The following is a 19,960-nucleotide window of genomic DNA, read 5'->3' as shown; positions in this document are numbered from 1 at the left end:
CTTGACTATATAGTCAAGTAGATTGACCAAAGGAGATGGCAATGCCCGTAATCCACGCCGCCGACGCCCAGTCCCACGAAATGCACGGCGCCCGCTTCACCCCGCTGGTCCGCCCCAGTACCGGTAGCAGTGAACTGTGCCTGTGGCGGTTGGAGATCGCGCCCGGCACCCAGGGTGTCCCGCACCGCGTGCACCGCGAGGAGGCGTTCGTCCTGCTCGCGGGCTCGATCACGCTGACCATCGATGGCGAGGCCGCGCGGCTGACGCCCGGTGACGCGGCGGTAGCGCCGGCCGGATCTGCCATCCGCCTGGACAATCCGGATGACCAGACTGCCGAGGTGCTCGTCAACGCGCCCGTTGGTTTCACCGGCGAGCTGCTCGACGGCACCGTCGTCAACCCGCCGTGGGTGAACTGATCACCCGCTGATTGGGACGTGGGTCTTCCCTCCCGTTTCTGTAACGTGTTCTAATTCGGGAGCTCATCAACCGGCAGGGGAGACACCATGGCTGCGTTCTTCACCCACGAGAACGGTCGCTTCACGGCGACTCGCATGGCGGTCAGCGCCTGGTCCTCGGGGCAACTCGCGGGCACAGCCGTCTGCGGCCTGCTGGCCCACGAACTCGAAACGCACCGCCCCGGACCCGATTTCGTGCCCGCGCGCTTCACGGTCGATCTGTTCAGTCCGGTCCTGAACGAGCCCATCGAACTGCGCAGCTCGATCGTCCGCGACGGCAATCGAATCCGCGTGGCCGACGCCGCCATCATCCAGCACGATCGTGTGCGTGCGCGCGCTACCGTGCAATTCCTGGTCGCCACCGTCGAGCCGCCAGGCCGGATCTGGCAGCCCGCCCGGGACCTCCCCGCCCCCGCGGCCCGGCTCGACGGCCCCGAGGGCAGCCCGCCGCTGTTCAAGTCCGGATCCTTCGACTGGACCCACGATTTCGCCTCCGGCGTCAATCCGCACCGGAAGGCGGCCTGGAACAACGTCCCGTCCCTCGTCGAGGGCGTGGCCATCACCCCGTTCGAACGGGCGGCCTTCGTGAGCGACTCCACCAACCTCGTCTGCAACTGGGGTACCGAGGGCGTCGGCTATATCAACACCGACGTCACCATGACGCTGTCCCGCCTTCCTGAGGGTGTGGAGCTGGGTCTGCAGGCGCGAGACCACGTCTCCTCGAACGGCATTGCCGTCTCCACGGCGACTCTGTACGACCGCAGTGGCGAGCTGGGCGTCTGCACCATCACCGCACTGTCCAATGCGCGCCGCCAGGTCGATATGGCCGCATTCGCCGAAGCTCAGGCTTTCCCGGCCTCCGCCAACTGACCGGCCCGGGTCGATGTGCGTTGGCGCACATCAGCGCCCGAAATGGGCCAACCGACTCCGGTCGCGGCGGTCGGCGGCATCGTGGGTGCGGGCGCCGGCGCGGCCGGAGCAAACCTGGTCTGATCGACTCGGCTCCAAAGGAATACGGCTCAGGCCCGGCAATCCGCCGGGCCCGAGCCGGTTTTCACGCGGTGCTCGGGGGCGGCTGCCGGTGATCGAGGCAGCTGCGGACGAAGTCCTGCACGACCGGATCGGCGTCCGCCCCGGGCCGCCAGGCGACACCGGCCCGGCTCGGGCTCACGCCGCTGACCGGGCGGTAGACGATGCCGGGACGCGTGTAGAAGCGCGCCGCGGATTCGGGCGCGAGGGCGATCCCGTCACCGTTGGCGATGCAGATCAGCCAATCGTCGGGGTGTTCGGTGACCGCGCCGATCCGCACCGGATGCCCTTCGCGCTCGTCGGCTGCCAGCCAATAGTCGTGCCACGCACCGGTTTCCGGCGGGGCCGCGACGAACGGCTCGTCCCACAGTTCACGGAACGGGATCACATCGCGGGTGGCGAGCGGGTGCGAGGCGGGTAGCGCGACCCAACGCGGCTCGGTCAGCAGCAACTCCACCCGGAACCGCTCCTGACCGGGAAAGGGCAACCGCAGCAACGCGACATCGACCTCCCCGGCGGCCAGCCCCGCAGTCGGGTTCGACCAGGCCGCCTGGCGCATCTCGATACGCCACTCGGGCCGGCGGCGGACGAAATCGGCGATGATGAGCTGGGTGGCCTCGTTGGCCCCGCCTGCGATGAACCCGACTCGCAGTACGCGCGCCGCCGCGCTCGCGGCGCGCATCGTCTCGGTGAGTGCCCGATCCCAGCTGGTCAGTACCTCCGGTGCCCATTGCGCGAGCGCCCGCCCCGGTTCCGTCAGTGCCATACCGGATTTCGACCGAGTGAACAGCCGCACCCCGAGCCGGTTCTCCAACTGCTTGATCTGTTTCGTCAGCGCCGGCTGCGACACGAACAACCCCTCCGCCGCGCGGGTCAGATTCCCTTCCCGCGCCACGGCCGCGAAATACCGCAGCAGCCGCGTCTCCACATCCATGCCTTCAGGTTATCGATGCAGGTATTGGACGTGGAAAGTCACGGTCGGCCAGCATCGTTGGGTGTTCATCGCCTACCTGTTCTGCACCCTCGTCGCGATCGCGCTCAATGGCGGCATGGCCGTCGCCGACTTCGCCCGAGCAAAGTTCGTCCTGGCCAACTCGGCCGAGGTGAACTTCCCCGCGTCCTGGATCCCTCTCGCCGGCGCCTCCAAAGCCGCCGGAGCCCTCGGCCTCCTCCTCGGCCTCCTGGGCGCCCGCGCTCTCGGCATCGCCGCTGCCCTCGGCCTGGTCCTCTACTTCATCGCCGCAATCGTCGTCCACATCCGCGCCCGGGTGTTCCACAACATCGCTTTCCCCGCAATGTACTTCGCCTTCGCCACAGCATCCCTGACCTTCGCCCTCGCCCGGTAACGCCATCCCCGATTCCAGCGTTGCACGCAGCCGGCTTCCGAGTCGGGTTCGAACGCCTGCGCGGCCGCGGCGGGCCGGTTCGCTCAGACGTCGGCGTGGTTTTCAGCGAGGCGGTTCGGTTCGTGCAGTAGTTCGCGGGTCAGGAGAGTGGCGCCCGCGACGGCGCCCGGCATGAGGAATACCGCGACCAGCGGCACCAGAAAGGCCGGCCCGATTGCAGTCGACCCGGTTGAGCGTTCATTCATCCGTCGGGATGCCGAGGCGGGCGAGTTCGGTCCGGACGGCGGCGATGATGTCGGGGAGGGCGGCGGCGACCGGGGTGGAGAGGCCGACGCCGAGGTCGAGGCGGTGAGCTTCGACCGCGATGACGACGAGTTCGGCGGGGACCCTGCCGAGTGCGCGGCCCAGAGGGAGGGCGTCGGGGATGCCCATGGCGTGGGAGCTGGCGGCGTGGGTGAGGCCGCGCAGGGCATCGACGGTGGTACGCCAGATGCGGCCGGGGGTGGAAGGTTCACAGAGGACGGCATCGACCACGATCGCGAGCTCCGCGTCGGCCCAGAGATCCACCAGACCCGTCGGCTCGCCGTCGCTCAATGTCACGAGAACGCCGGGCAGGCCCAGCTTTTCGAGTTCCCCGGCCACCGCGGGGCCGATGCCGTCATCGTGCCGGTACTCGTTGCCGACACCGATGACGACGGCCCGCGGCCCGCTCATCGGCGCACCACGTCGAGCTCGAGGAAGTGGGCCGAGCACGAGATGCACGGATCGTAGTTGCGGATGGTGCGTTCGCACAGGGTGGTCAGCGCCGCATCGTCCAGGTCGAGATGCTCGGACACCACGCGGCGTAGATCGTCCTCGATGGCAGCCTGGTTCTGGGAGGTCGGCGGAATGATGGTGGCCGCCCGGATCGAACCCGCGTCGTCGATTTCGTAGCGGTGATAGAGCAATCCGCGCGGGGCCTCGCTGATACCGTGGCCGACGCCCGGCTGTGGGGCGCAGGGCGCCGCGGGCTGCGCGGGCGGCTCGTAGTCGGCAATGAGACGCAGCGCCTCATCGATGGCATACACCACTTCGACGGCGCGAACCACGATGCTGCGGAACGGGTTACGGCACTCCGCGCCCAGCCCGGCGGTAGCGGCGACCTCGCGGGCGAGTGAGGAAAGACTCCGTGAGTTGAGGCTGTACCGGGCCAGGGGACCGGTCAGATAGCGTCGCCCGTCCAATCGCGCATGCAGGGCGGTGGAATGCGGAACCTGTTCCTCGACCACGTGCTCGCCGAATTCGCTTGCGGGGAAGTCGAGTCCGGTGCTGGTCGACACCGTGCCGTCCTCGATGGCGTAACGGCCCGGTGCGGTGGCCGCGAGCAGATCGTGGTCGAGCTCCAGCTCCGGGAAGTCGAATTGCGCCACCCGGCACGCTGTTTCGATCGCGTAGTCCTGGGCCCGGCGCAGCTGTTCGGCGACCGGTTCCAGATCGGCGTGGCGGGGCACCGAGTAGAAACCGCCGACCCGGACATTGATCGGGTGGATGGGACGGCCGCCGATCAGTTCGAGCAGCGCATTGCCCGCCTTCTTGATGGCCAGCCCGTGCTCGATCGATTCGCGATGGTCGGCGGCCAGGGCGATCGCGTCCGGGTAGCCGAGGAAGTCGGGCAGGTGCAGCAGGTGAATGTGAAGGGAATGACTCGAGATCCACTCGCCGCAATACAGCAGCCGGCGCAGCGCGGTCAGCTGCGGATCCAGTGCGATGCCGCATATCTGCTCGAGTGCGTTGCAGGCGCTGGTCTGATACGCCACCGGGCAGATGCCGCAGATCCGGGCAGTGATATCGGGCGGCTCGGTGTACGCCCGGCCGCGCAGAAAGGCCTCGAAGAAGCGCGGCGGTTCGTAGATATTGAGCTCTGCCCGCTCCACCCGGCCGTTCTCGACGACAACCCGCAGCGCGCCCTCGCCCTCCACGCGCGCCAGCGAGCTGACCCGCAATTGCCTACTGCGATGGCTCATCCTGGCTCCTGTCGGCGAAGGCCGGCGCGGCGACCGCGACTGTGCTGAACACTCGGTCGATATCGACGGTATCCATGCCGTTGATCCTCAGGGTCGGCGGCAGCGCACCGATATTGGGCCGTTCCATCGGGCCGAAGCAGCCGTAGCAGCCGCGATGATAGGACGGGCACAGGGCGAGGCGCTGCCCAGCGGGATAGTGCACCGCGCGCCCGGCCCGGGCCAGCGTTTCCAGCTTCGGGCGGTCGAGTGCTGCCAGCGAGGCGAACGTGGACAGCTCCTCAGCGGTGACCATCGTCGCCTCCTCGCGCAGTTCGACGAGCCGGCGTGTCGAGTTCGTCGAGGACGATCGCGTTGTCGCGCACCGTCGGGCCGATGACCCGATATCCGTTCTCCCGCAACACCACGACGAGCCGGTCGAGCCCGTCGCGGTCGATCGTCACGGTGTCGCCGAGGGGCAAGGGAGCCTCCGTTCCCGCGCGTCGTTCGATTCCGGTCCGGCCGGTGCGGCGCGGCCGTGACCAGCGCCGAAGGTCCTCGCTGCGGGGCCGGAGTGCCCGAGTCGGCGGGGCAGTGGCGAGATCGTTGCCGGTACCGCGCCGACCAGGACCTGGTCAGCCCCGGCTGTCCGCATCGGTGTGGGAGGCGGGTACATGCTGCATCGACGAGTACCGTGCCGCGGCGATCTCCTCCTGGGCGCGCAGTTCGGCGCTGGTCCGCACATATGCATCGGGGCCTGGGAAGGTCAAGGCCCGATGCCCGGTGTCGGCCCAGTGCACGAGGTACGGCGGTGCGCCGTCCGTGCCGTGCACCTCTTCGATGAGACCGCGACGGACCACGCCTCCGACCGCGCGTCCTTCGACGATCAGCCAGTCCCCTGGTTGTGCTCGCATCGAACGACCTCCTTACACGTCGGCCGGAAACTCGTGTCTCGAATCTCTATCGTGGTAAGGGCATGCGATCCCTGGGTAGGGCCGGAAGTCCCTGCACAGGACCTGTCCAACCGCATGATCACCACCACGCGACCACGAAATCGGCCAGTAGCGCACCCGTGCCCAACCGAAGCGATACCCGGCCTCCGGGTCGCTCACGGCTCCACCTCGCTGGCGCTCGGTTCCGCCGTGCGCGTCGGCGCGCTGTGTCGATGGTTCGCTCGCAAGCTCGCTCACGCCGATCCCTCCGGCTCGGCCGTAGTAGTGGGCAACCGGGTGGTGAACCAGTCCCGCGCGAGCTCCGCGGCCTTGCGCAGGGTGCCCGGTTCCTCGAACAGATGGGTCGCGCCGGGCACCTCGGCCAGCACGGTCTCACATGACATTGCCTTGGCCGCCTGGCGATTCAGATCCATGACCAGGTGGTCGTGACCGCCCACGATCAGCAGAGTCGGCGCCCGTACCGCCGACAGTGCGCGGCCGGTCAGATCGGGTCGCCCGCCGCGAGACACCACCGCCCGCACGTGCACGCTCGGATCGGCGGCGGCGCGCAGGGCAGCGGCGGCGCCGGTACTCGCCCCGAAATACCCGATCGGCAGCCCCTCCGCGTGTTCCTGTCCGCTCAACCAGTCGGTGACCGCCACCAGTCGCCCGGCCAGCAGGTCGATGTCGAACACATTGGCGCGGTTGACTTCCTCGGCCGTGGTGAGCAGGTCGAACAGCAGCGTGCCGAGTCGGGCCTGCTGCAGTACCTCGGCGACGTGGCGGTTGCGCGGGCTGTGGCGGCTGCTGCCGCTACCGTGCGCGAACACCACCACACCGATCGGATGCTCTGGAATGGTGAGATGCCCCGACAGCATGGCTTTCCCGGCCCGCACACACACCTCGTCGTCGCGCAGCGGCGGATCCGCGGCCGGTCCCGGCTGTGGCCGCGGATCCCGGGCGGCGGCGCGAGCCAGCAGCTCGATGACTTCGTGGTCGGTGGTCTGCTCGAAGTGGTGATACCACTGGCCGACCGCGTAGAAGAACGACGGTTGCTCGAGGCAGAGCACCTCGTCGGCTTCTCGCCGCAGCCTGAGTAGTGCATCCTGGGCCGCGACCGGCACCGCCACCACGACCCGCGCGGCGCCCTGCGCCCGGGCGACCTGGCAGGCGGCCCGGGCGGTCGCGCCGGTCGCGACGCCGTCGTCGACGATCACCGCGATGCGGCCTTGCAACGGGATGCGTGGGCGACCGGCCCGGAAGCGAGCGGCGCGACGGTTCAATTCCGCGCGTTCGCGCTGCTCCACCCGCGCCATCTCCGCACCGGACAGGTCCGCTCGCTCCACCACGATGTTGTTGATCACGCGCACGCCGTCTTCGCCGAGAGCACCGAAGGCGAGCTCGGGCTGATGCGGGACGCCCAGTTTGCGCACCACGATGACATCCAGCGGCGCTTGCAGCCGCCAGGCCACCTCGAACGCGACCGGGATGCCCCCGCGCGGCAGCCCCAGCACGACGACATCCGTATCAGGCTGCGTTCGCAGCCGTTCTGCGAGCCGACGGCCCGCCTCGGCACGATCCTCGAAGTACATCGAAACCTCCTTAAGGCAGGCACTTCCAGCCTCACAGCCACCGGCTGCCACCGGCAGATCCGGTTGTCGCCGGTCGGGAGAGTCGTTGGTCCCACGACGACCTCGGAGACATCGGGTTGCTGATAACCGGGGTGCGGTTCCGGCGAACCGTCCGTGCCGCCGTGCTGCGACTCTCCGGAGAGCCCGACGTCGAGCAAGCCGAGACCACCCTCAACCCCGCCCTGCTGTACCCGAGCCCCGAAAACGGTTGCCGCTCTACGCATCGGCACACGGTGCCGGACCGTCGCTCCCGCGGCGATACCGATCTGGTGCACGCAGGAATCGACGACCTCACTGATCCCGGCCTTGGCCCCGGTACAGCCGGCGACATCAAGTCGAGAGGATCCCCGTCGCAGCCGGGGTCAGGGATCCAGCAGGGTGTCTTTCGCGCGCTGGAATTCCAGGTCGGTGAGCAGACCCTCGCGGTGCATAGCGGCGAGGCGTTCGAGTTGGTCGAGCCTTTCGGCTTGCGAGCCCTCGCTGATCGTTGTGGTCCTGCGCACCGGGCGGTACCAGGGAACGGCCAGCTGGTTGCGGGTCGGGTCGGAACGGCGGTAGACGGCGCGGACCGGGAGATACAGCCATGACATACCTGCCCTGACCCGGCGGGTGTGGTCGAAGCCGTCGGAGTCGGTGAAGGTCATCAGTGCCGTGCCGTGGTTGTCCACGGTCTCGAACCGAGTCAGGCGGGCCGGGACCGACGGATGGCCGAGCAGGCGGGCCACCGTCCCGGTCATGGCCAGGTCGTAGAGCAGGCCCAGGGCGGCGACGCCGACACCGACCCAGCCGATGACCGTCCAGATGGTGATGGCCGTGGCGTCCCGCTCGAGCGGTATCGCGCCTTCGGCGATCGCCGCGTGCCAGCCGCTCACGAAGGCGAAGCCACACAGGGCGAGTGCGCTGCCGAATCCGGCCATGCGCAGGATCAGCCAGGAGGAACCGACGAGGGCCACATCGGCGGCAATGCCGCCGATGAGGTACCGGATCCGAAAGTCGTTGGTGCCACAGCCTTCGCTGTCGCAGTTCCAGGGGATGTCATGGGCTACATACATACTTTGCCGAAGCAGTAGCCATGTGACGGTACCGAGCAGGACGGAAAGGATGAGCAGGGCGACACCCGCGGGGCGCCGACCCGACCCGGCGGTGTCGGACACGCCTCGATTATCCGGTGGGATGGCCGTTTTCGCAGGACAGCCCCGGATATCGGAGGTCATGGACCCCGTTCCGAGCGCGGCTGTGGATGTAAGGAAGGGTCACGATGAATCGCGCTCCGCCGACGGTGTCGTGGCATCGTGCAACACGGTCAGGCCGGCCGTGAGCGCCGAACCGCCTGCGGTCCAGCTGATCCCCGCGGGTTGGGTGGTCAGCACCACGATCGTGAAGCGCAGCAGGTGGTCGGATCCGGTGCCGACGAGGCCGCTGGTGTTCATGGTCGTCGAGGTATCGAGCGCCATCCAGCCCTGCTTGATCGCCCGGGGTGCGCGGGGAAAAGCGTCTGGGATGCCGAAGTATTGGTCGGTGCCGTCGGCGGCGATACGGCTGGCGTTGCGCAATCCGTTCATGATGACCTCGCGGGCCGGTGCGGGGACCGCAGTGCTCAGGTAGCGGTAGACGCTGACGACGTCCCTTGGCGTGGTGAGGGTTTCGCCCCATTCGGAGGGGTCGTTCGGTGGCCGGGTACCGGTGAGCCCGATCAAATCGATCATCCGGCTCACAATCGCGGTGCCGCCGTTGTCGCACCACAGTTGATCGGCGATGTCGTCGTCGCTGGCGGACAGCATTCGGTCGAGCATGGTCGAGGTGGCCGAATCCGCTTGCCAGACTTGTCTGTGCAGTGCGTCGATTGCAATCAGCAGTTTGACCACCGACGCGGTGTAGAACTGCTGATCGGTGTCGAGTTCGGCGAGCGTGGCGCCGGTGGCGGTGTCGATGACGTCGATGCCGACCTCGGTGCCGGGGGAGGCGTCCTGGATCGCGGACCGCATCCGCTCGGCCAGTTCCGTCGGCGGTAGGGCGGGTCGGGCCGGGCTCACGGGCGCGGCCGACGCGTCGAGGGGGGCCGCTTGGATCACGGCGAAGGCGAGCAGGCCGGTTGCGGCGCCCAGCCGCCACGGTCGGAATGAGCTTTCGCGGCGCACGACCGCGCCGGCGGGGGTTTTCCGCATCGGTAAGACTTTCGAGATTCGAAATCGGGATTCTTGTGCCGCAGGGCAGCGCGCAGGGAAGAGTCGAATCGGACTCTGCTGGCCGGCCTACCCGTGGCTGGGTGCCGGATGGCGTTGCCCTGATTCGGAAGGACTTGGATACGGACCATCGGTGGAAGTCATGGCCGTCGTCCTCACCTCCTCGGGGCCTGGGCCTGGTATGGCTGCACGGGGCACACGAGGAGTTGTCGGCGGCCCGATGCCACCGACGCGCACCCCTCTCGTCAGAGCTTCGGCACTGCACGACGTATCCCTTTGGGCGGGAAGCCACCTGGGGTTACCCCTTAATCCGGGGAAACCTGTCCTGATCCTGGGCGTCTCTCGACGTCGTCGGATCAGTGGCCTGTGTTCATACAGGAGCCTCGCCTAGCGAGGTGCTGATTGCGGCCGTCAGCTTGTCATCACTCGATGGCCGGAGTCAACCGGGCCCGGTGTGACAACGGTTACCAGGGGCAAGTGTTCGAGGCTGCGGCTATAGTCGGTGCTGCACCTCGTTAGGTGAGGCTCCTTTTCGAACACAGGCCACTGATCTCACGACGTCGAGAGACGCCCAAGCTCAGGACAGATCTTCCCGGATTAAGGGCTGATCCCAAGTGGCTTCCCGCCGGATCTCCGGCAGGGATACGTCGTTCAGTGCCGAAGCTCAACGTGTGGGGTTGCGCGCGACATCTGAAGTCTTTCGCGCAGACACTCCTTCGTGCGTTCCCTGAGACCTGTTGAGTCCGTAGGTAGGTGTGACGAATGAAGAACCTGATGACATGCGTTCCGGTGGCCGGAGGCGGCACCGAGCGGACCGCGGTGGAGAATCTGCTGCTCACTCGTGGCGTACTGCTCGCGAACAATATTCGGTTCCTGCTGATCAGGACGGCGGACGGCGAGCCCGCGCTGGCACTGGGCGAGCAGTTCCGGGGACTGGTCGCCCCGTTGTTGCGGGCCGACGGGGGCCCGGGCTCCATTGATGTCGAATTCTGGGAGTTCGGCGACGAGGAGGTGCGCTGCCCTCGCCCGAATGCGTTGACCCGCACCAGCTTTCCGGCCGCAGACCTGGAACTTGCGCAGATCCAGCGGTACGGCAGCGACTGGGTGTCCCTGGAGGGGATGTTCGAACCGCATGCGGGCGACATCGGATTCCCCATCGACATCGTGTTCTCCTGGGTCGACGGCAATGACCCGGCACTGGCCGCGCGCCGCGCCGCCGCCGCGGTCGGCGTCAGCCTCGGCGAGGGCGACGCCGCTCCGGCGCGCACCCGCCAGATCGATGAGCTGCGTTTCGCGTTGCGGTCGGTGCACGAATACGCGCCGTGGGTGCACCGGATCTTCATCGCCACAGACTCGACTCCGCCCAACTGGCTCGCCGACGATCCGAAGGTGACGATTGTCCGTGCGGCGGAACACTTCTCGGACCCGAACAGTCTGCCGACCTTCAACTCGCACGCCATCGAGACGCAGCTGCAGCACATTCCCGGGCTGAGCGAGCATTTCATCTACGCCAACGACGACATGTTCTTCGGCCGTCCCGTCGCGCCGGAGATGTTCTTCACCTCCGGGGGCATCAGCCGGTTCATCGAATCCGATCTCCGGATCGGCACCGGACCGAATACCGAGCAGCGCAGCGGATTCGAGAACGGAGCGCGGGTGAACCGGGCGCTGCTGCGGCATCGATTCGGGCACGTGATCACCCGCCACCTGGAACACGCGCCCACACCGCTGCGCCGCAGCGTACTACTGGAAATGGAGCGGGAGTTCGCCGAGGACTTCGCCAGGACACAGGCCAGCCCTTTCCGCTCGGCCACCGACATCTCCGTGACCAACTCCCTCTACCACTACTACGCCCTGCTGACCGGCCGGGCGGTCCGGCACGAAACCGCTTGGGTGCGCTACGTCGACACCACGACCTTCGACGGTCTCGACCAGCTCGGAATCCTGTCGGTTCGCCGCGACGCCGACTTCTTCTGCCTCAACGACAGCAGCTTCCCCGAGGTCGAGGAATCTCACCGCGCGTCGCGAGTGCGGTGCTTCCTCGAGCACTACTTCCCCCGGCCCGCACCGTGGGAGCGCACCGCCGCCCTGATGCCCGAACGGGCCGAGTCGGACACCGTCGCCGCATAGCCGACACGGTGGGTTCTGGACCGGATTGCGCTGTGTCGCAACCGATCCGGGATTTCGTATGCCCAATTCGAGTTATCCAATTCTCATGAGGAGAGCTAGTTCCAATGGGGCAGTCGGCTGCGGTATCCCGCATCGTCGATCGACTACCGATCATTTCGATCGGCGGTACCGGGTCTTTCGGGGGTCGGCGGGTGTTGATCGTGGAAAGCAAGAACGCCGATCTGGCGGAACTGAGCCGGGCGCTGGCATGGAAGGGCAGCTCCCGGAGAGCCGAAACCGGTGCGCGGGCTGCGGATTCGCACGAACCCGCGGATGTTGTGCTGCTCGATATCGACCGGAGGGACAGGGGCGGGCTGAATGTGGTGCGCTCGATCCGGGAGCTCAGCACCGTTCCGATCGTCGTGGCTACGGCTCGGGAGTCCGAACTCGACCCCGTGCTCACGCTGGAGGCGGGCGCCGATGACTATGTGGTGAAGCCGTATCACATCGGTGAGCTGATGGCTCGGATCGAGGCGGCCATCCGGAGCAGCGAGCTGTCCGCGCGCTCGACCGGTGCCATCGAGTACGGCCCGCTGCACATCGATGACGCATCGAGGCAGGTCAGACTCTACGAGAGGCGAATCGAGCTGACCTTCAAGGAATTCGACCTGCTGTATCTGCTGGCCTCGAACGCGGGCGCGGTGGTGCCACGTGAGCGGATCATGCAGGAGATCTGGGACAACTCCTGGTCGCGTAGGACGGTCGACACCCATGTCTGCACCATTCGAAGCAAGCTGGGGTCCAGTGACTGGGTCCTCAATGTCCGGGGTGTCGGATATCGCATGGGCATTGCGTGAGGATCGCGCCCGGTCTCCGGGTCGAGCGGTCAACTCCATGCGACGCGCCAGCTGAGGGCAGCTGGCGCGCGGGCACCCTATTCCGGTGCAGCTGTGATCTTTTCGACCCATTTCACGTAGCCGTCGATCGCCCACTCGACGGGTGTTGCGATGATCTCCGGCCCACCGGCCCATGGGTGCAGCTCGAGGATTCGCCCAGCGAGCTTGTCCCTGACCGCTGCTGCCGTCTTCAGTGTCACTCGCCATTCCTGGCCCTCGCCGAGCTGGTCCAGATGCCAGAACACCGACATCGCTGGTCCGGTCACCTCAGCGCCGGCGGCGAGACGTTCGGCCACCACCGTGCGAGCGATATTCTGTGCGTCTTCCTCGGTTGGCGTCGTCGTGGTTACCGACCACACTCGTGCCTCTGTCATATCCGCAACCCTATTGGGGCATCGGAATTCGTGACGGATGTCCGGCACCGCGTGCGCGACTCGCGTACAGCGGATCCGAGCTGCCGTAGACGATCGTTCGACGTTGTTGGACTTGGTCACATTTACCCCCCGCAGGCACCGCGAAATCCCCCAGCCGGCACCCGACGGGCCAGCTGTAGGTGTGAGGGTCGACATAATGTGGTGGCGGGCGGGTGTGGGCGTCGTTATGGTGTTTGCTGCGACGCGGGGAAGCCCCTGGATCTATAGCTGGGGGCCGAGTTGAGTTCCTCCGCGTCGTCCAAACACCGTGTGGGCCTTCGACCACCTGGGTCGGGGGCTTGATTCATGTTCGGGCTCGGGCGATGAGCCCTGGACGACCTCGAGCGCACCGTTCGCGGCCGAGAACTAATGTCCCTGCACGACGACGTTTTCCGCCTGTGGTCCCTTCGCGCCCTGCACCACGTCGTACTCGACGCGGTCGTTCTCCTGCAGCGATTTATAGCCGGTGGACTGGATCGCGCTGAAGTGGACGAATACGTCCGGTCCACCCTCGTCCTGCGTGATGAACCCGAAGCCTTTGTCGGCGTTGAAAAACTTCACAGTGCCAGTTGCCATTGGTGCCGGTCCCTTCAGATCGGACGAGCGGACCGCTAGAGCCTACCGGCCAACGCGTCTCCGCGCTGGCGGGACACGGCGGACCAGGACCCTTCGGATCGTCGCAGACCGCCGTAGACGGGAACGTATCGCTGTCCGGTGTCGTCCTCCTGACCGCGTCGCCGGCCACCCTCCACGACCGCACCGGCCTCCCTGGGCGTCTGCACCATCACCGCCCTGGCCAACGCCCACCGCGTGGTCGGCCTGGGGGCCTTCGCCGAAAGGCACGCCTTCCGCGCCTCCACGAACTGAACCGGGGATAACGATTCGGTCGTTTGACCTATTGGTTGCCAGGTCATCTCGTACCGTCTGTGGCTATTCGCCCGAGCCCGACCGCGAGGACCTATATCGTGAATCTGAAGCACTGCCTGTCCACTGTTGCGATCGTCGCCGCCGGGACCCTCGTCAGCATCGCCCCCGCCACCGCCGACGCCGGCACGAAGTATGTGGCGCTGGGGGATTCGTATGCGGCGGGAGTCGGGATCTCCAACATCCTCGACAAGACCTGCTCACGCTCCGATCGCAACTACGCCCACCTGTTCGCGGCGGCACGCGGTTACAGCCTCACCGATGTCACGTGTGGCGGCGCGACGACCGACTCGGTGACCAGCACCCAGCTCTCCGCCGTCACCGCCGACACCAATCTGGTCACTCTGGGCGTCGGCGGCAATGACATCGGCTTCACCGACATCGTGAAGGACTGCGTGACGGCGGGAACCCTCGGCACGGGTTCCGGGACGGGCAGCGCCGTACTGCAGAATGTCGGAACGGGAATCGCCAGCGGTAGTGCCGAGGCGCTGCTGGGGTGCAAGAACAAGTACGACGCCTCGATGCCGACCCGGCTGTCGCAGGCCTCGGCCAAGGTCGCGAAACTGGTGTCCGATATCAAGACCCGAGCCCCGCAGGCGCGGGTCGTCCTGGTCGGTTACCCGCACATCCTGCCCGATAACGCGGCCCTGTGCGCCGGGCGGCAGCCGGTGCTGCCCGCCGATGTCGACTGGGCGCGTGACACCGTCGTCGGCGGATTGAACACCATGCTGCGTTCCCAGGCCGGCACCGAGTACTTCAGCACCTACGAGATCTACAACGGTCACGATGTCTGCGAGGCGATCCCGGACCGCTGGGTCAACGGCACCTCGGTCGACAATGGCGAAGGCGCGCAATTCCATCCGAATCAGTACGGGCACGCGGCCACCGCGCAGCAGATGGCAGCCACGCTCTGATGCCACACGCGTTCGGCCGGGTGTGATCAGCCCGGCCGTCACCGACCTGCCTTCGCCGGACTTCCCTCATCCTCGCCGTCGCCCGGTAGGGGATCCGTTGGTGTGCAACCCATTCCGCCGTTCGATCGGCATTCGGATGATCTCGGAGACCAATTGGCCCGCGGGGCCGGAGAGTTTGCGGGGTGGCCGCCAGGCGGCGCGCAGGGTGCGGGGGAGGTCGAGGCCCTCGACGGGGACGGCGACGAGTTCGCCACGGTCGAGTTGATCCGCGACCGCGAGGGTGCTGACCACGGCGGGGCCGACGCCGCTCGAGACGCTCGTGCGGATGGCGGCGGCGCTGCCCATTTCGAGAAGCGGTTCGGCGCGCGGGAATTCGGCGAGGGCGACATCGACGGTGCTGCGGGTGCCGGAACCGGGTTCGCGGACCAGCAGTGGAGTCGCGGCCAGTTCCGCGATGGTGAGCGCACGCCGGCGCCGGGTCCATGGATGGGTGGGGTGGACGACCACGATCAGGCGATCGTGGGCGACCGTCGCGCTGTGCAAACGGTCGGGAACCGACGGGCTCTCGACGAACCCGAGATCGCACTCCCCGGCCACCAGCCGGTCGAAAACCTGTCGCGAATTCCGCACCTGCAGTTGGACTTTGATGTCCGGGTGGGAACGATGGAAGTCGCCGAGCCAGGCCGGGAGCAGGCATTCGGCGACGGTCATGCTGGCGGTGATCCTGAGTTCGGCGTCGCGATCGGTGCGCAGCGCCGCGGCGGCGTCGAGCAGCCGATCCACGTCCGCCAGAACTTCCCGGGCCCAGTGCACGACTACTGTGCCGGCTGCTGTCAGCGTCGACCCGCGCGGGCTCCGCTCGATCAGGGCCAGCCCGACGCGCTGCTCCCACTGCCGCACCGCCCGGCTGGCGTTCGGCTGCGCCATCCCCACCGCCCGGGCCGCAGCGCCCAGGCTGCCGTGATCGTCGACGGCAACCAGTAATTCGAGCAGACCCAGGTCAGGGCGAGCATCAGCCATGTATGAATCATATGAGAATCCGTCATCCCATATCACCCTGATATGTGGTGATGCCAATGTGACGGCTTCCGGCCGACGCCGGCCACCGGCAATCTGGGAACCATGGCCCACCCGGACTCCCCGCCCTCTCCAGGGCCCGCGGACGGTTTCGCCGAGCCGCCTGCCACACAGTTCCCCGGTCGCGCCCGCACCGCGGCTGTCGCCGACATGCGAGAGTGCTGGCCCGGACTCGCATTGACGGCGGTGGTCGTGGTGCTGGTGATGCTGATCGGCCGGTGGCTACCGACCGTCAGTCCGTTGCTGATCGCGATCGTGATCGGTGCCGTGCTGGCGAATATCGTTGCGCTGCCGCAACTCTTGCAGCCCGGTCTGCAGTTCTCGGCCAAGCGGCTGCTGCGGGTCGGCGTCGCGCTGCTCGGTCTGCAGCTGACCTTCAGTGACATTCTCGGATTGGGACCGGCCGCCATCGTGGTGGTGATCGCGATCGTCGCGCTCGGTATCGGCGGCACCATGCTGATGGGCCGCATGTTGGGGCTCAGCTGGACCCAGCGGTTGCTGATCGCCTGCGGCTTCTCCATCTGTGGCGCTGCCGCGGCGGCCGCGGTCGACGGCGTGATCGACGCCGAGGACGAGGAGCTGGTGACCACGATCGCGCTGGTCGTGGTATTCGGCACCCTGCTGATCGGCGTAATCCCGATGGCGTCGAACATGTTCGGGCTGGATTCGCGTACCAGCGGCATGTGGGCCGGCGGCGCGGTCCACGAGGTGGCTCAGGTCGTCGCGACCGGCGGTGCGATCGGCGGCGCCGCGCTCACCGTCGCTGTCGTCGTCAAACTCGCTCGCGTGGTGCTGCTGGCCCCGGTGCTGGCGATCGTCGGCTGGCAGGCGCGCCGCCGGGACCCCGCCGGCGCCGGAACTCGCAACGCCCCACTGATCCCACTGTTCGTGATCGCATTCCTGGTCTGCGCGGCCATCCGCACCACCGGCCTCCTGCCCACCGCGATCCTCGCGCCCGCGAAACTCGTGCAGACCGGCCTGCTCACCGCCGCCATGTTCGCCCTCGGCACAGGCGTCCGCATCACCGCCCTCCGCCGCGTGGGCCCGCGCCCGCTGATCCTGGCCGCCCTGTCCACCGTGTGGGTAACCGGCGTCGCCCTGGCCGGTGCGATGTTGGCCGGCTGATCGGCCCGCCGTCGGATCGCCCGGCGGTGGATGCCGATGTTTCGGCCCGCTCATCGCACATTTCGTCACACAGCCGCTCCGTCACCGGGATCCGGAACGACGGGAGCCGGGTAGAGGTGGTGGATGGTGAGGGCGGCGGCGAGCAGCCGGGAATCGTTGGGGTCGCTGGGATCCAGGCCGGTCAGTTCGGCGACACGGCGGAGGCGGTAGCTGAAGGTGTTGGGGTGGACGTGAACCACCGCGGCGGCGGCCTTGCGGTCAGCGGAGCCGTGCCGGATGTGGGCGTCGAGGGTTTCGAAGAGGTGAGGGTGGCGCAGGATCGGGGCAATGCGTTCGGCCAGGCGGTCTCGGGCGGGGCCGGGGCGGGTGAGCTGATATTCGAGCAGTAGATCGTCGAGGCGATAGGCGCCGGTGGGGCGGCCGAGCAGGCGGGCGAGTTCGGCCAGATCGGTGGTCTGCCGCGCCGCACCGGGCAGGTCGGAACGGTCGATGCCCCGACATTCGGCGAGGAAGACGTCGACGCCGAACTGTTCGGCGAGGCTCGCCGCCAGGCGCTCGAAGGGACCGGTGCCGACGGGGACCGGACGAGATCTACTGGGCAGCAGGGCGATTCCGTTCGATCCGTCGAAGGTGTTGAGGACCGTCGTCCCGAGCAGCGCGTCGAGTGCCTGCTGGAACTGCCGGATTCGGCGGCGGGTGACCATGGTGTCGGCCACCATGACCAGCGGGTCGGGGCGCAGGTGGAAGGTGAGGACGTCGTAGCGGTCCGCCAGCGCCATGTCGGCCCGTGCCGCCAGTTCCTCGACCGGCGCGCCACGTAGCAGGGCCGAGCACAGGGCGCGGCGCGCCTCGCGTTCGACCGTGTAGATGGACTGCTCGACGTCGGAGTGCACCTCGGAGATGGTGATGGTGATGTGCATGAGCGCCTCGAGCACCCGCTGGCCGATCGCCAGGATATCGGGCAACTCGTGCGGCTCCGCGGTCGCGGCGACCTCGTCCCAGAGATAGCGGGCGCCGCCGAACAGGCCGGTCATGAGCTGGCGTACGGGGATTCGGTCCTCGGCGTGCCGCTCCACCACCGGGACGACGTACTCCGCGACCTCTTCGGCGGTGATTACGCGCCGCTCCTCGATGGCCCGGATGAACGCCACCGTCCCGGCCAGCAAGCTGGGCATGACATCGGCGAAGTGGTCCTCGGGCAGATTCTCGAGGCCGGGCACCGCGCCCAGTGCGGCTTCGAAGATACCGGCGGCAATCTCCGGGAGCCGCGGCAGCAGGCGGGCCAGGACGGGCGAGTCATCACCCAGTGGGGGAACGAGGGCGAGCATCTGCCGATTGTCACCAAGAACAGACTCGAGCACCAAGGCGTGTGTGCGAAATACCAATCGGCGCAGCATCATCCCTGGTCGCCATGACACCAAACGGTTGCTTGGCAAGGGGTGCAGTCACTTTCGCTCGATTTCAGGTCGAATTGTTTCGCGAAACCAAATTGCACCGCATTGATTGTCTCCGAATGCAAAGCAGTTCTTCATCTTTCGCATTCGAGCCAATTCGCGGTTAAGCTCCTGTAGTGTCCCTCTCGACTTCTCGAATGGTGTCAGTGGACGATCTACCGGGGCCCAAAGGATGGCCACTGGTCGGCAATCTCCCGCAATTGACACCCTCCCTGCTGCATCGCCAATTCGACTCCTGGAGCGACGAATACGGGGCCTTGTACCGGGTCAGCATGCCCGGTCGGCGGATCGTGGTGGTGAGCGATCCCGAACTGAATCGGGAGATCCTGCGGGACCGTCCCGGCGGCTTCCGGCGGCAGTCCGCCATCGAGTCGGTCATGGACGACATGGGCTCCAACGGCCTGTTCTCCCTGGAGGGCGAGGCATGGCGGCGGCGGCGCAAGCTGGCCATGCCCGCCTTCAACGCGACTCACCTGCGCGGCTTCCAACCCACGCTGGAGACCATTACCGAACGCCTGCGCCGACGCTGGGAACGCCGGTCCCCGGAGGACGTGCGCGCCGAATTGACCCGCTACACGGTCGATGTCACCGCCAAACTGACCTTCGACTACGACATCAACACCATCGAAGAATCCAGTGACGTCATTCAGCGCCATTTGGAGCTGATCTTCCCCATCCTGAATCGCCGGCTCGCCATGCCGTTCCCGTACTGGCGCTATGTGAAGCTGCCCGACGATCGGGCCCTCGAGCGCGCATTGGCGGCCCTGCGGCAGGATCTCACCGCCGTCATCGCCCGCGCCCGCGCGAATCTCCCCGAGCGGCCCACGAATTTCATCGAGGCGTTGCTGCTGGCGCAGGACGGCCGCGGCTCGTTCACCGATGACGAGCTGTTCGCGGAGGCGCTCACGATCCTCATCGCGGGCCAGGACACCACCAGCAATGCCATGGCCTGGCTGCTCTACCACCTGGCCGGGAAACCCGAAGTGCAGCAGCGGATTCGGGAGGAGATCGCCGAGATCCCGTCGGTGCTGGACCGGCAGCCCTACCTGGAGGCGGTCGCGGCCGAATCCATGCGGCTGCAGCCCACCACGCCCCTCATCGGCATGGAAGCGATCGTCGACCGGACCATCGCCGGGGTGCACATCCCGGCCGGAACCTGGGTCATCGTCAATGTCCAGCACGCCGGCCTGCAGGCGGAGAACTTCAGCGAGCCGCACACTTTCGATCCCGATCGCTGGCTGAACGAGGGCCCCGGCAACCACCGGCCTGACGCCTCCACCCCGTTCGGCTCCGGCCCCCGCTTCTGCCCGGGCCGCGGCCTGGCCATGCTGGAGGTCAAGAGCGTCACCGGCATGGTGTGCCGCAACTTCGACATCGCGCTGCCGGCGAATAGCGAACCACCAAGGGACCGTTTCCATTTCGCCGTCATCCCGACCGGAATGCGGCTGGATATCACGCCCCGGTCGGCCCACTGACCCCCGAGCTAGAAAGGA

Annotated in this window: 21 protein-coding genes, 1 pseudogene and 2 riboswitches; of the genes and pseudogenes, 8 read left to right on the top strand and 14 right to left on the bottom strand. The window is 67.3% G+C overall.

Going from position 1 to position 19,960, the window contains the following annotated elements:
• The first annotated feature begins 41 nt into the window (after positions 1-41).
• Both ACIRRA_RS15060 and ACIRRA_RS15055 read left to right on the top strand, forming a co-directional pair.
• Positions 42-416 (top strand): cupin domain-containing protein, encoded by a 375-nt coding sequence (locus ACIRRA_RS15060; protein ID WP_402767604.1) that lies wholly within the window; start codon positions 42-44, stop codon positions 414-416.
• 87 nt (positions 417-503) lie between these two features.
• Positions 504-1,325 carry a thioesterase family protein gene (locus ACIRRA_RS15055; protein WP_402767602.1) on the top strand — a complete coding sequence of 274 codons (822 nt, stop codon included), beginning with the start codon at positions 504-506 and terminating at the stop codon, positions 1,323-1,325.
• Positions 1,326-1,509: 184 nt separating this feature from the next.
• On the opposite strand, the gene ACIRRA_RS15050 is transcribed toward ACIRRA_RS15055, so the two are convergent.
• The gene (locus ACIRRA_RS15050) at positions 1,510-2,418 is read right to left on the bottom strand and encodes a LysR family transcriptional regulator (protein ID WP_402767600.1); all 909 of its coding nucleotides are present in this window, start codon (positions 2,416-2,418) and stop codon (positions 1,510-1,512) included.
• 61 nt (positions 2,419-2,479) lie between these two features.
• Between ACIRRA_RS15050 and ACIRRA_RS15045 the strand changes: the two genes are divergently transcribed.
• A complete protein-coding gene (locus ACIRRA_RS15045) occupies positions 2,480-2,830 on the top strand; it encodes a DoxX family protein (RefSeq protein WP_402767598.1) in 351 nt (116 codons plus the stop codon).
• 83 nt (positions 2,831-2,913) lie between these two features.
• On the opposite strand, the gene ACIRRA_RS15040 is transcribed toward ACIRRA_RS15045, so the two are convergent.
• The 9 genes and pseudogenes from ACIRRA_RS15040 to ACIRRA_RS15000 all read right to left on the bottom strand — a co-directional run bounded on the left by ACIRRA_RS15040 (position 2,914) and on the right by ACIRRA_RS15000 (position 9,537).
• Complete coding sequence (locus tag ACIRRA_RS15040) at positions 2,914-3,075, bottom strand: hypothetical protein (RefSeq protein WP_402767596.1); 162 nt, start codon at positions 3,073-3,075, stop codon at positions 2,914-2,916.
• Positions 3,068-3,544: a hydrogenase maturation protease gene (locus ACIRRA_RS15035; protein ID WP_402767594.1), complete on the bottom strand. Its 477-nt coding sequence runs from the start codon at positions 3,542-3,544 to the stop codon at positions 3,068-3,070. Before ACIRRA_RS15035 ends, ACIRRA_RS15040 begins: the two co-directional genes overlap by 8 nt.
• The gene (locus tag ACIRRA_RS15030; RefSeq protein WP_402767592.1) at positions 3,541-4,833 is read right to left on the bottom strand and encodes a Ni/Fe hydrogenase subunit alpha; all 1,293 of its coding nucleotides are present in this window, start codon (positions 4,831-4,833) and stop codon (positions 3,541-3,543) included. The genes ACIRRA_RS15035 and ACIRRA_RS15030 overlap by 4 nt, the downstream gene beginning before the upstream one ends.
• Positions 4,817-5,125, bottom strand: a complete 309-nt coding sequence (locus tag ACIRRA_RS15025) for a hypothetical protein (RefSeq protein ID WP_402767591.1) — start codon at positions 5,123-5,125, stop codon at positions 4,817-4,819. The genes ACIRRA_RS15030 and ACIRRA_RS15025 overlap by 17 nt, the downstream gene beginning before the upstream one ends.
• A 31-nt stretch (positions 5,126-5,156) precedes the next feature.
• A pseudogene (locus ACIRRA_RS15020) lies at positions 5,157-5,291 on the bottom strand (4Fe-4S ferredoxin); the annotation flags it as partial.
• A 153-nt stretch (positions 5,292-5,444) separates the two neighbouring features.
• Positions 5,445-5,723: a DUF1918 domain-containing protein gene (locus ACIRRA_RS15015; RefSeq protein WP_402767589.1), complete on the bottom strand. Its 279-nt coding sequence runs from the start codon at positions 5,721-5,723 to the stop codon at positions 5,445-5,447.
• A 272-nt stretch (positions 5,724-5,995) separates the two neighbouring features.
• Entirely contained in the window at positions 5,996-7,333 is a 1,338-nt protein-coding gene (locus tag ACIRRA_RS15010; RefSeq protein WP_402767587.1) for a phosphoribosyltransferase family protein, read from the bottom strand.
• A gap of 401 nt (positions 7,334-7,734) precedes the next feature.
• On the bottom strand, positions 7,735-8,526 hold the full coding sequence (locus tag ACIRRA_RS15005; RefSeq protein WP_402767585.1) for an SHOCT domain-containing protein: 792 nt from the start codon (positions 8,524-8,526) through the stop codon (positions 7,735-7,737).
• A 99-nt stretch (positions 8,527-8,625) separates the two neighbouring features.
• Positions 8,626-9,537, bottom strand: coding sequence for a hypothetical protein (locus tag ACIRRA_RS15000; protein ID WP_402767583.1), 912 nt, complete (start codon positions 9,535-9,537; stop codon positions 8,626-8,628).
• 248 nt (positions 9,538-9,785) lie between these two features.
• Positions 9,786-9,957: riboswitch (M-box (ykoK) riboswitch) on the bottom strand.
• 102 nt (positions 9,958-10,059) lie between these two features.
• Positions 10,060-10,238, top strand: a riboswitch (M-box (ykoK) riboswitch).
• A gap of 79 nt (positions 10,239-10,317) precedes the next feature.
• Here ACIRRA_RS15000 and ACIRRA_RS14995 point away from each other — a divergent pair.
• Positions 10,318-11,685, top strand: coding sequence for a stealth conserved region 3 domain-containing protein (locus tag ACIRRA_RS14995; RefSeq protein ID WP_402767581.1), 1,368 nt, complete (start codon positions 10,318-10,320; stop codon positions 11,683-11,685).
• Positions 11,686-11,885: 200 nt separating this feature from the next.
• The gene (locus tag ACIRRA_RS14990; protein WP_402767579.1) at positions 11,886-12,521 is read left to right on the top strand and encodes a response regulator transcription factor; all 636 of its coding nucleotides are present in this window, start codon (positions 11,886-11,888) and stop codon (positions 12,519-12,521) included.
• 77 nt (positions 12,522-12,598) lie between these two features.
• Here the strand turns inward: ACIRRA_RS14990 and cutA are convergent, their stop codons facing one another.
• Positions 12,599-13,054 (bottom strand): divalent-cation tolerance protein CutA, encoded by a 456-nt coding sequence (gene cutA / locus ACIRRA_RS14985; protein WP_402767577.1) that lies wholly within the window; start codon positions 13,052-13,054, stop codon positions 12,599-12,601.
• A gap of 285 nt (positions 13,055-13,339) precedes the next feature.
• On the bottom strand, positions 13,340-13,549 hold the full coding sequence (locus ACIRRA_RS14980) for a cold-shock protein (protein WP_402767575.1): 210 nt from the start codon (positions 13,547-13,549) through the stop codon (positions 13,340-13,342).
• A gap of 389 nt (positions 13,550-13,938) precedes the next feature.
• On the opposite strand from ACIRRA_RS14980, the gene ACIRRA_RS14975 reads away from it, so the two are divergent.
• Positions 13,939-14,811: an SGNH/GDSL hydrolase family protein gene (locus ACIRRA_RS14975; protein WP_402767574.1), complete on the top strand. Its 873-nt coding sequence runs from the start codon at positions 13,939-13,941 to the stop codon at positions 14,809-14,811.
• A 66-nt stretch (positions 14,812-14,877) separates the two neighbouring features.
• On the opposite strand, the gene ACIRRA_RS14970 is transcribed toward ACIRRA_RS14975, so the two are convergent.
• Entirely contained in the window at positions 14,878-15,831 is a 954-nt protein-coding gene (locus ACIRRA_RS14970) for a LysR family transcriptional regulator (protein ID WP_402767573.1), read from the bottom strand.
• A 207-nt stretch (positions 15,832-16,038) separates the two neighbouring features.
• Between ACIRRA_RS14970 and ACIRRA_RS14965 the strand changes: the two genes are divergently transcribed.
• Positions 16,039-17,013 carry a YeiH family protein gene (locus tag ACIRRA_RS14965; protein WP_402767647.1) on the top strand — a complete coding sequence of 325 codons (975 nt, stop codon included), beginning with the start codon at positions 16,039-16,041 and terminating at the stop codon, positions 17,011-17,013.
• Between the two features lie 65 nt (positions 17,014-17,078).
• On the opposite strand, the gene ACIRRA_RS14960 is transcribed toward ACIRRA_RS14965, so the two are convergent.
• The gene (locus ACIRRA_RS14960; protein WP_402767571.1) at positions 17,079-18,341 is read right to left on the bottom strand and encodes a PucR family transcriptional regulator; all 1,263 of its coding nucleotides are present in this window, start codon (positions 18,339-18,341) and stop codon (positions 17,079-17,081) included.
• 263 nt (positions 18,342-18,604) lie between these two features.
• On the opposite strand from ACIRRA_RS14960, the gene ACIRRA_RS14955 reads away from it, so the two are divergent.
• Positions 18,605-19,942 (top strand): cytochrome P450, encoded by a 1,338-nt coding sequence (locus ACIRRA_RS14955; RefSeq protein ID WP_402767570.1) that lies wholly within the window; start codon positions 18,605-18,607, stop codon positions 19,940-19,942.
• Positions 19,943-19,960: the final 18 nt, after the last annotated feature.

It is taken from the genome of Nocardia sp. NPDC101769, assembly GCF_044766925.1.
Taxonomy (GTDB): Bacteria; Actinomycetota; Actinomycetes; order Mycobacteriales; family Mycobacteriaceae; genus Nocardia.
The sequence above is the reverse complement of the archived record's forward strand: the minus strand, read 5'-3'. Positions and strand labels throughout refer to the sequence as shown.

Excerpts from the sequence above, each read along its gene's own strand:
- ACIRRA_RS15060 (WP_402767604.1), top strand. The coding sequence starts at position 42 with ATGCCCGTAATCCACGCCGCCGACGCCCAGTCCCACGAAATGCACGGC.
- ACIRRA_RS15055 (WP_402767602.1), top strand. The coding sequence starts at position 504 with ATGGCTGCGTTCTTCACCCACGAGAACGGTCGCTTCACGGCGACTCGC.
- ACIRRA_RS15050 (WP_402767600.1), bottom strand. The coding sequence starts at position 2,418 with ATGGATGTGGAGACGCGGCTGCTGCGGTATTTCGCGGCCGTGGCGCGG.
- ACIRRA_RS15040 (WP_402767596.1), bottom strand. The coding sequence starts at position 3,075 with ATGAATGAACGCTCAACCGGGTCGACTGCAATCGGGCCGGCCTTTCTG.
- ACIRRA_RS15035 (WP_402767594.1), bottom strand. The coding sequence starts at position 3,544 with ATGAGCGGGCCGCGGGCCGTCGTCATCGGTGTCGGCAACGAGTACCGG.
- ACIRRA_RS15030 (WP_402767592.1), bottom strand. The coding sequence starts at position 4,833 with ATGAGCCATCGCAGTAGGCAATTGCGGGTCAGCTCGCTGGCGCGCGTG.
- ACIRRA_RS15025 (WP_402767591.1), bottom strand. The coding sequence starts at position 5,125 with ATGGTCACCGCTGAGGAGCTGTCCACGTTCGCCTCGCTGGCAGCACTC.
- ACIRRA_RS15015 (WP_402767589.1), bottom strand. The coding sequence starts at position 5,723 with ATGCGAGCACAACCAGGGGACTGGCTGATCGTCGAAGGACGCGCGGTC.
- ACIRRA_RS15010 (WP_402767587.1), bottom strand. The coding sequence starts at position 7,333 with ATGTACTTCGAGGATCGTGCCGAGGCGGGCCGTCGGCTCGCAGAACGG.
- ACIRRA_RS15000 (WP_402767583.1), bottom strand. The coding sequence starts at position 9,537 with ATGCGGAAAACCCCCGCCGGCGCGGTCGTGCGCCGCGAAAGCTCATTC.
- ACIRRA_RS14995 (WP_402767581.1), top strand. The coding sequence starts at position 10,318 with ATGAAGAACCTGATGACATGCGTTCCGGTGGCCGGAGGCGGCACCGAG.
- ACIRRA_RS14980 (WP_402767575.1), bottom strand. The coding sequence starts at position 13,549 with ATGGCAACTGGCACTGTGAAGTTTTTCAACGCCGACAAAGGCTTCGGG.
- ACIRRA_RS14970 (WP_402767573.1), bottom strand. The coding sequence starts at position 15,831 with ATGGCTGATGCTCGCCCTGACCTGGGTCTGCTCGAATTACTGGTTGCC.
- ACIRRA_RS14965 (WP_402767647.1), top strand. The coding sequence starts at position 16,039 with ATGCGAGAGTGCTGGCCCGGACTCGCATTGACGGCGGTGGTCGTGGTG.
- ACIRRA_RS14960 (WP_402767571.1), bottom strand. The coding sequence starts at position 18,341 with ATGCTCGCCCTCGTTCCCCCACTGGGTGATGACTCGCCCGTCCTGGCC.
- ACIRRA_RS14955 (WP_402767570.1), top strand. The coding sequence starts at position 18,605 with ATGGTGTCAGTGGACGATCTACCGGGGCCCAAAGGATGGCCACTGGTC.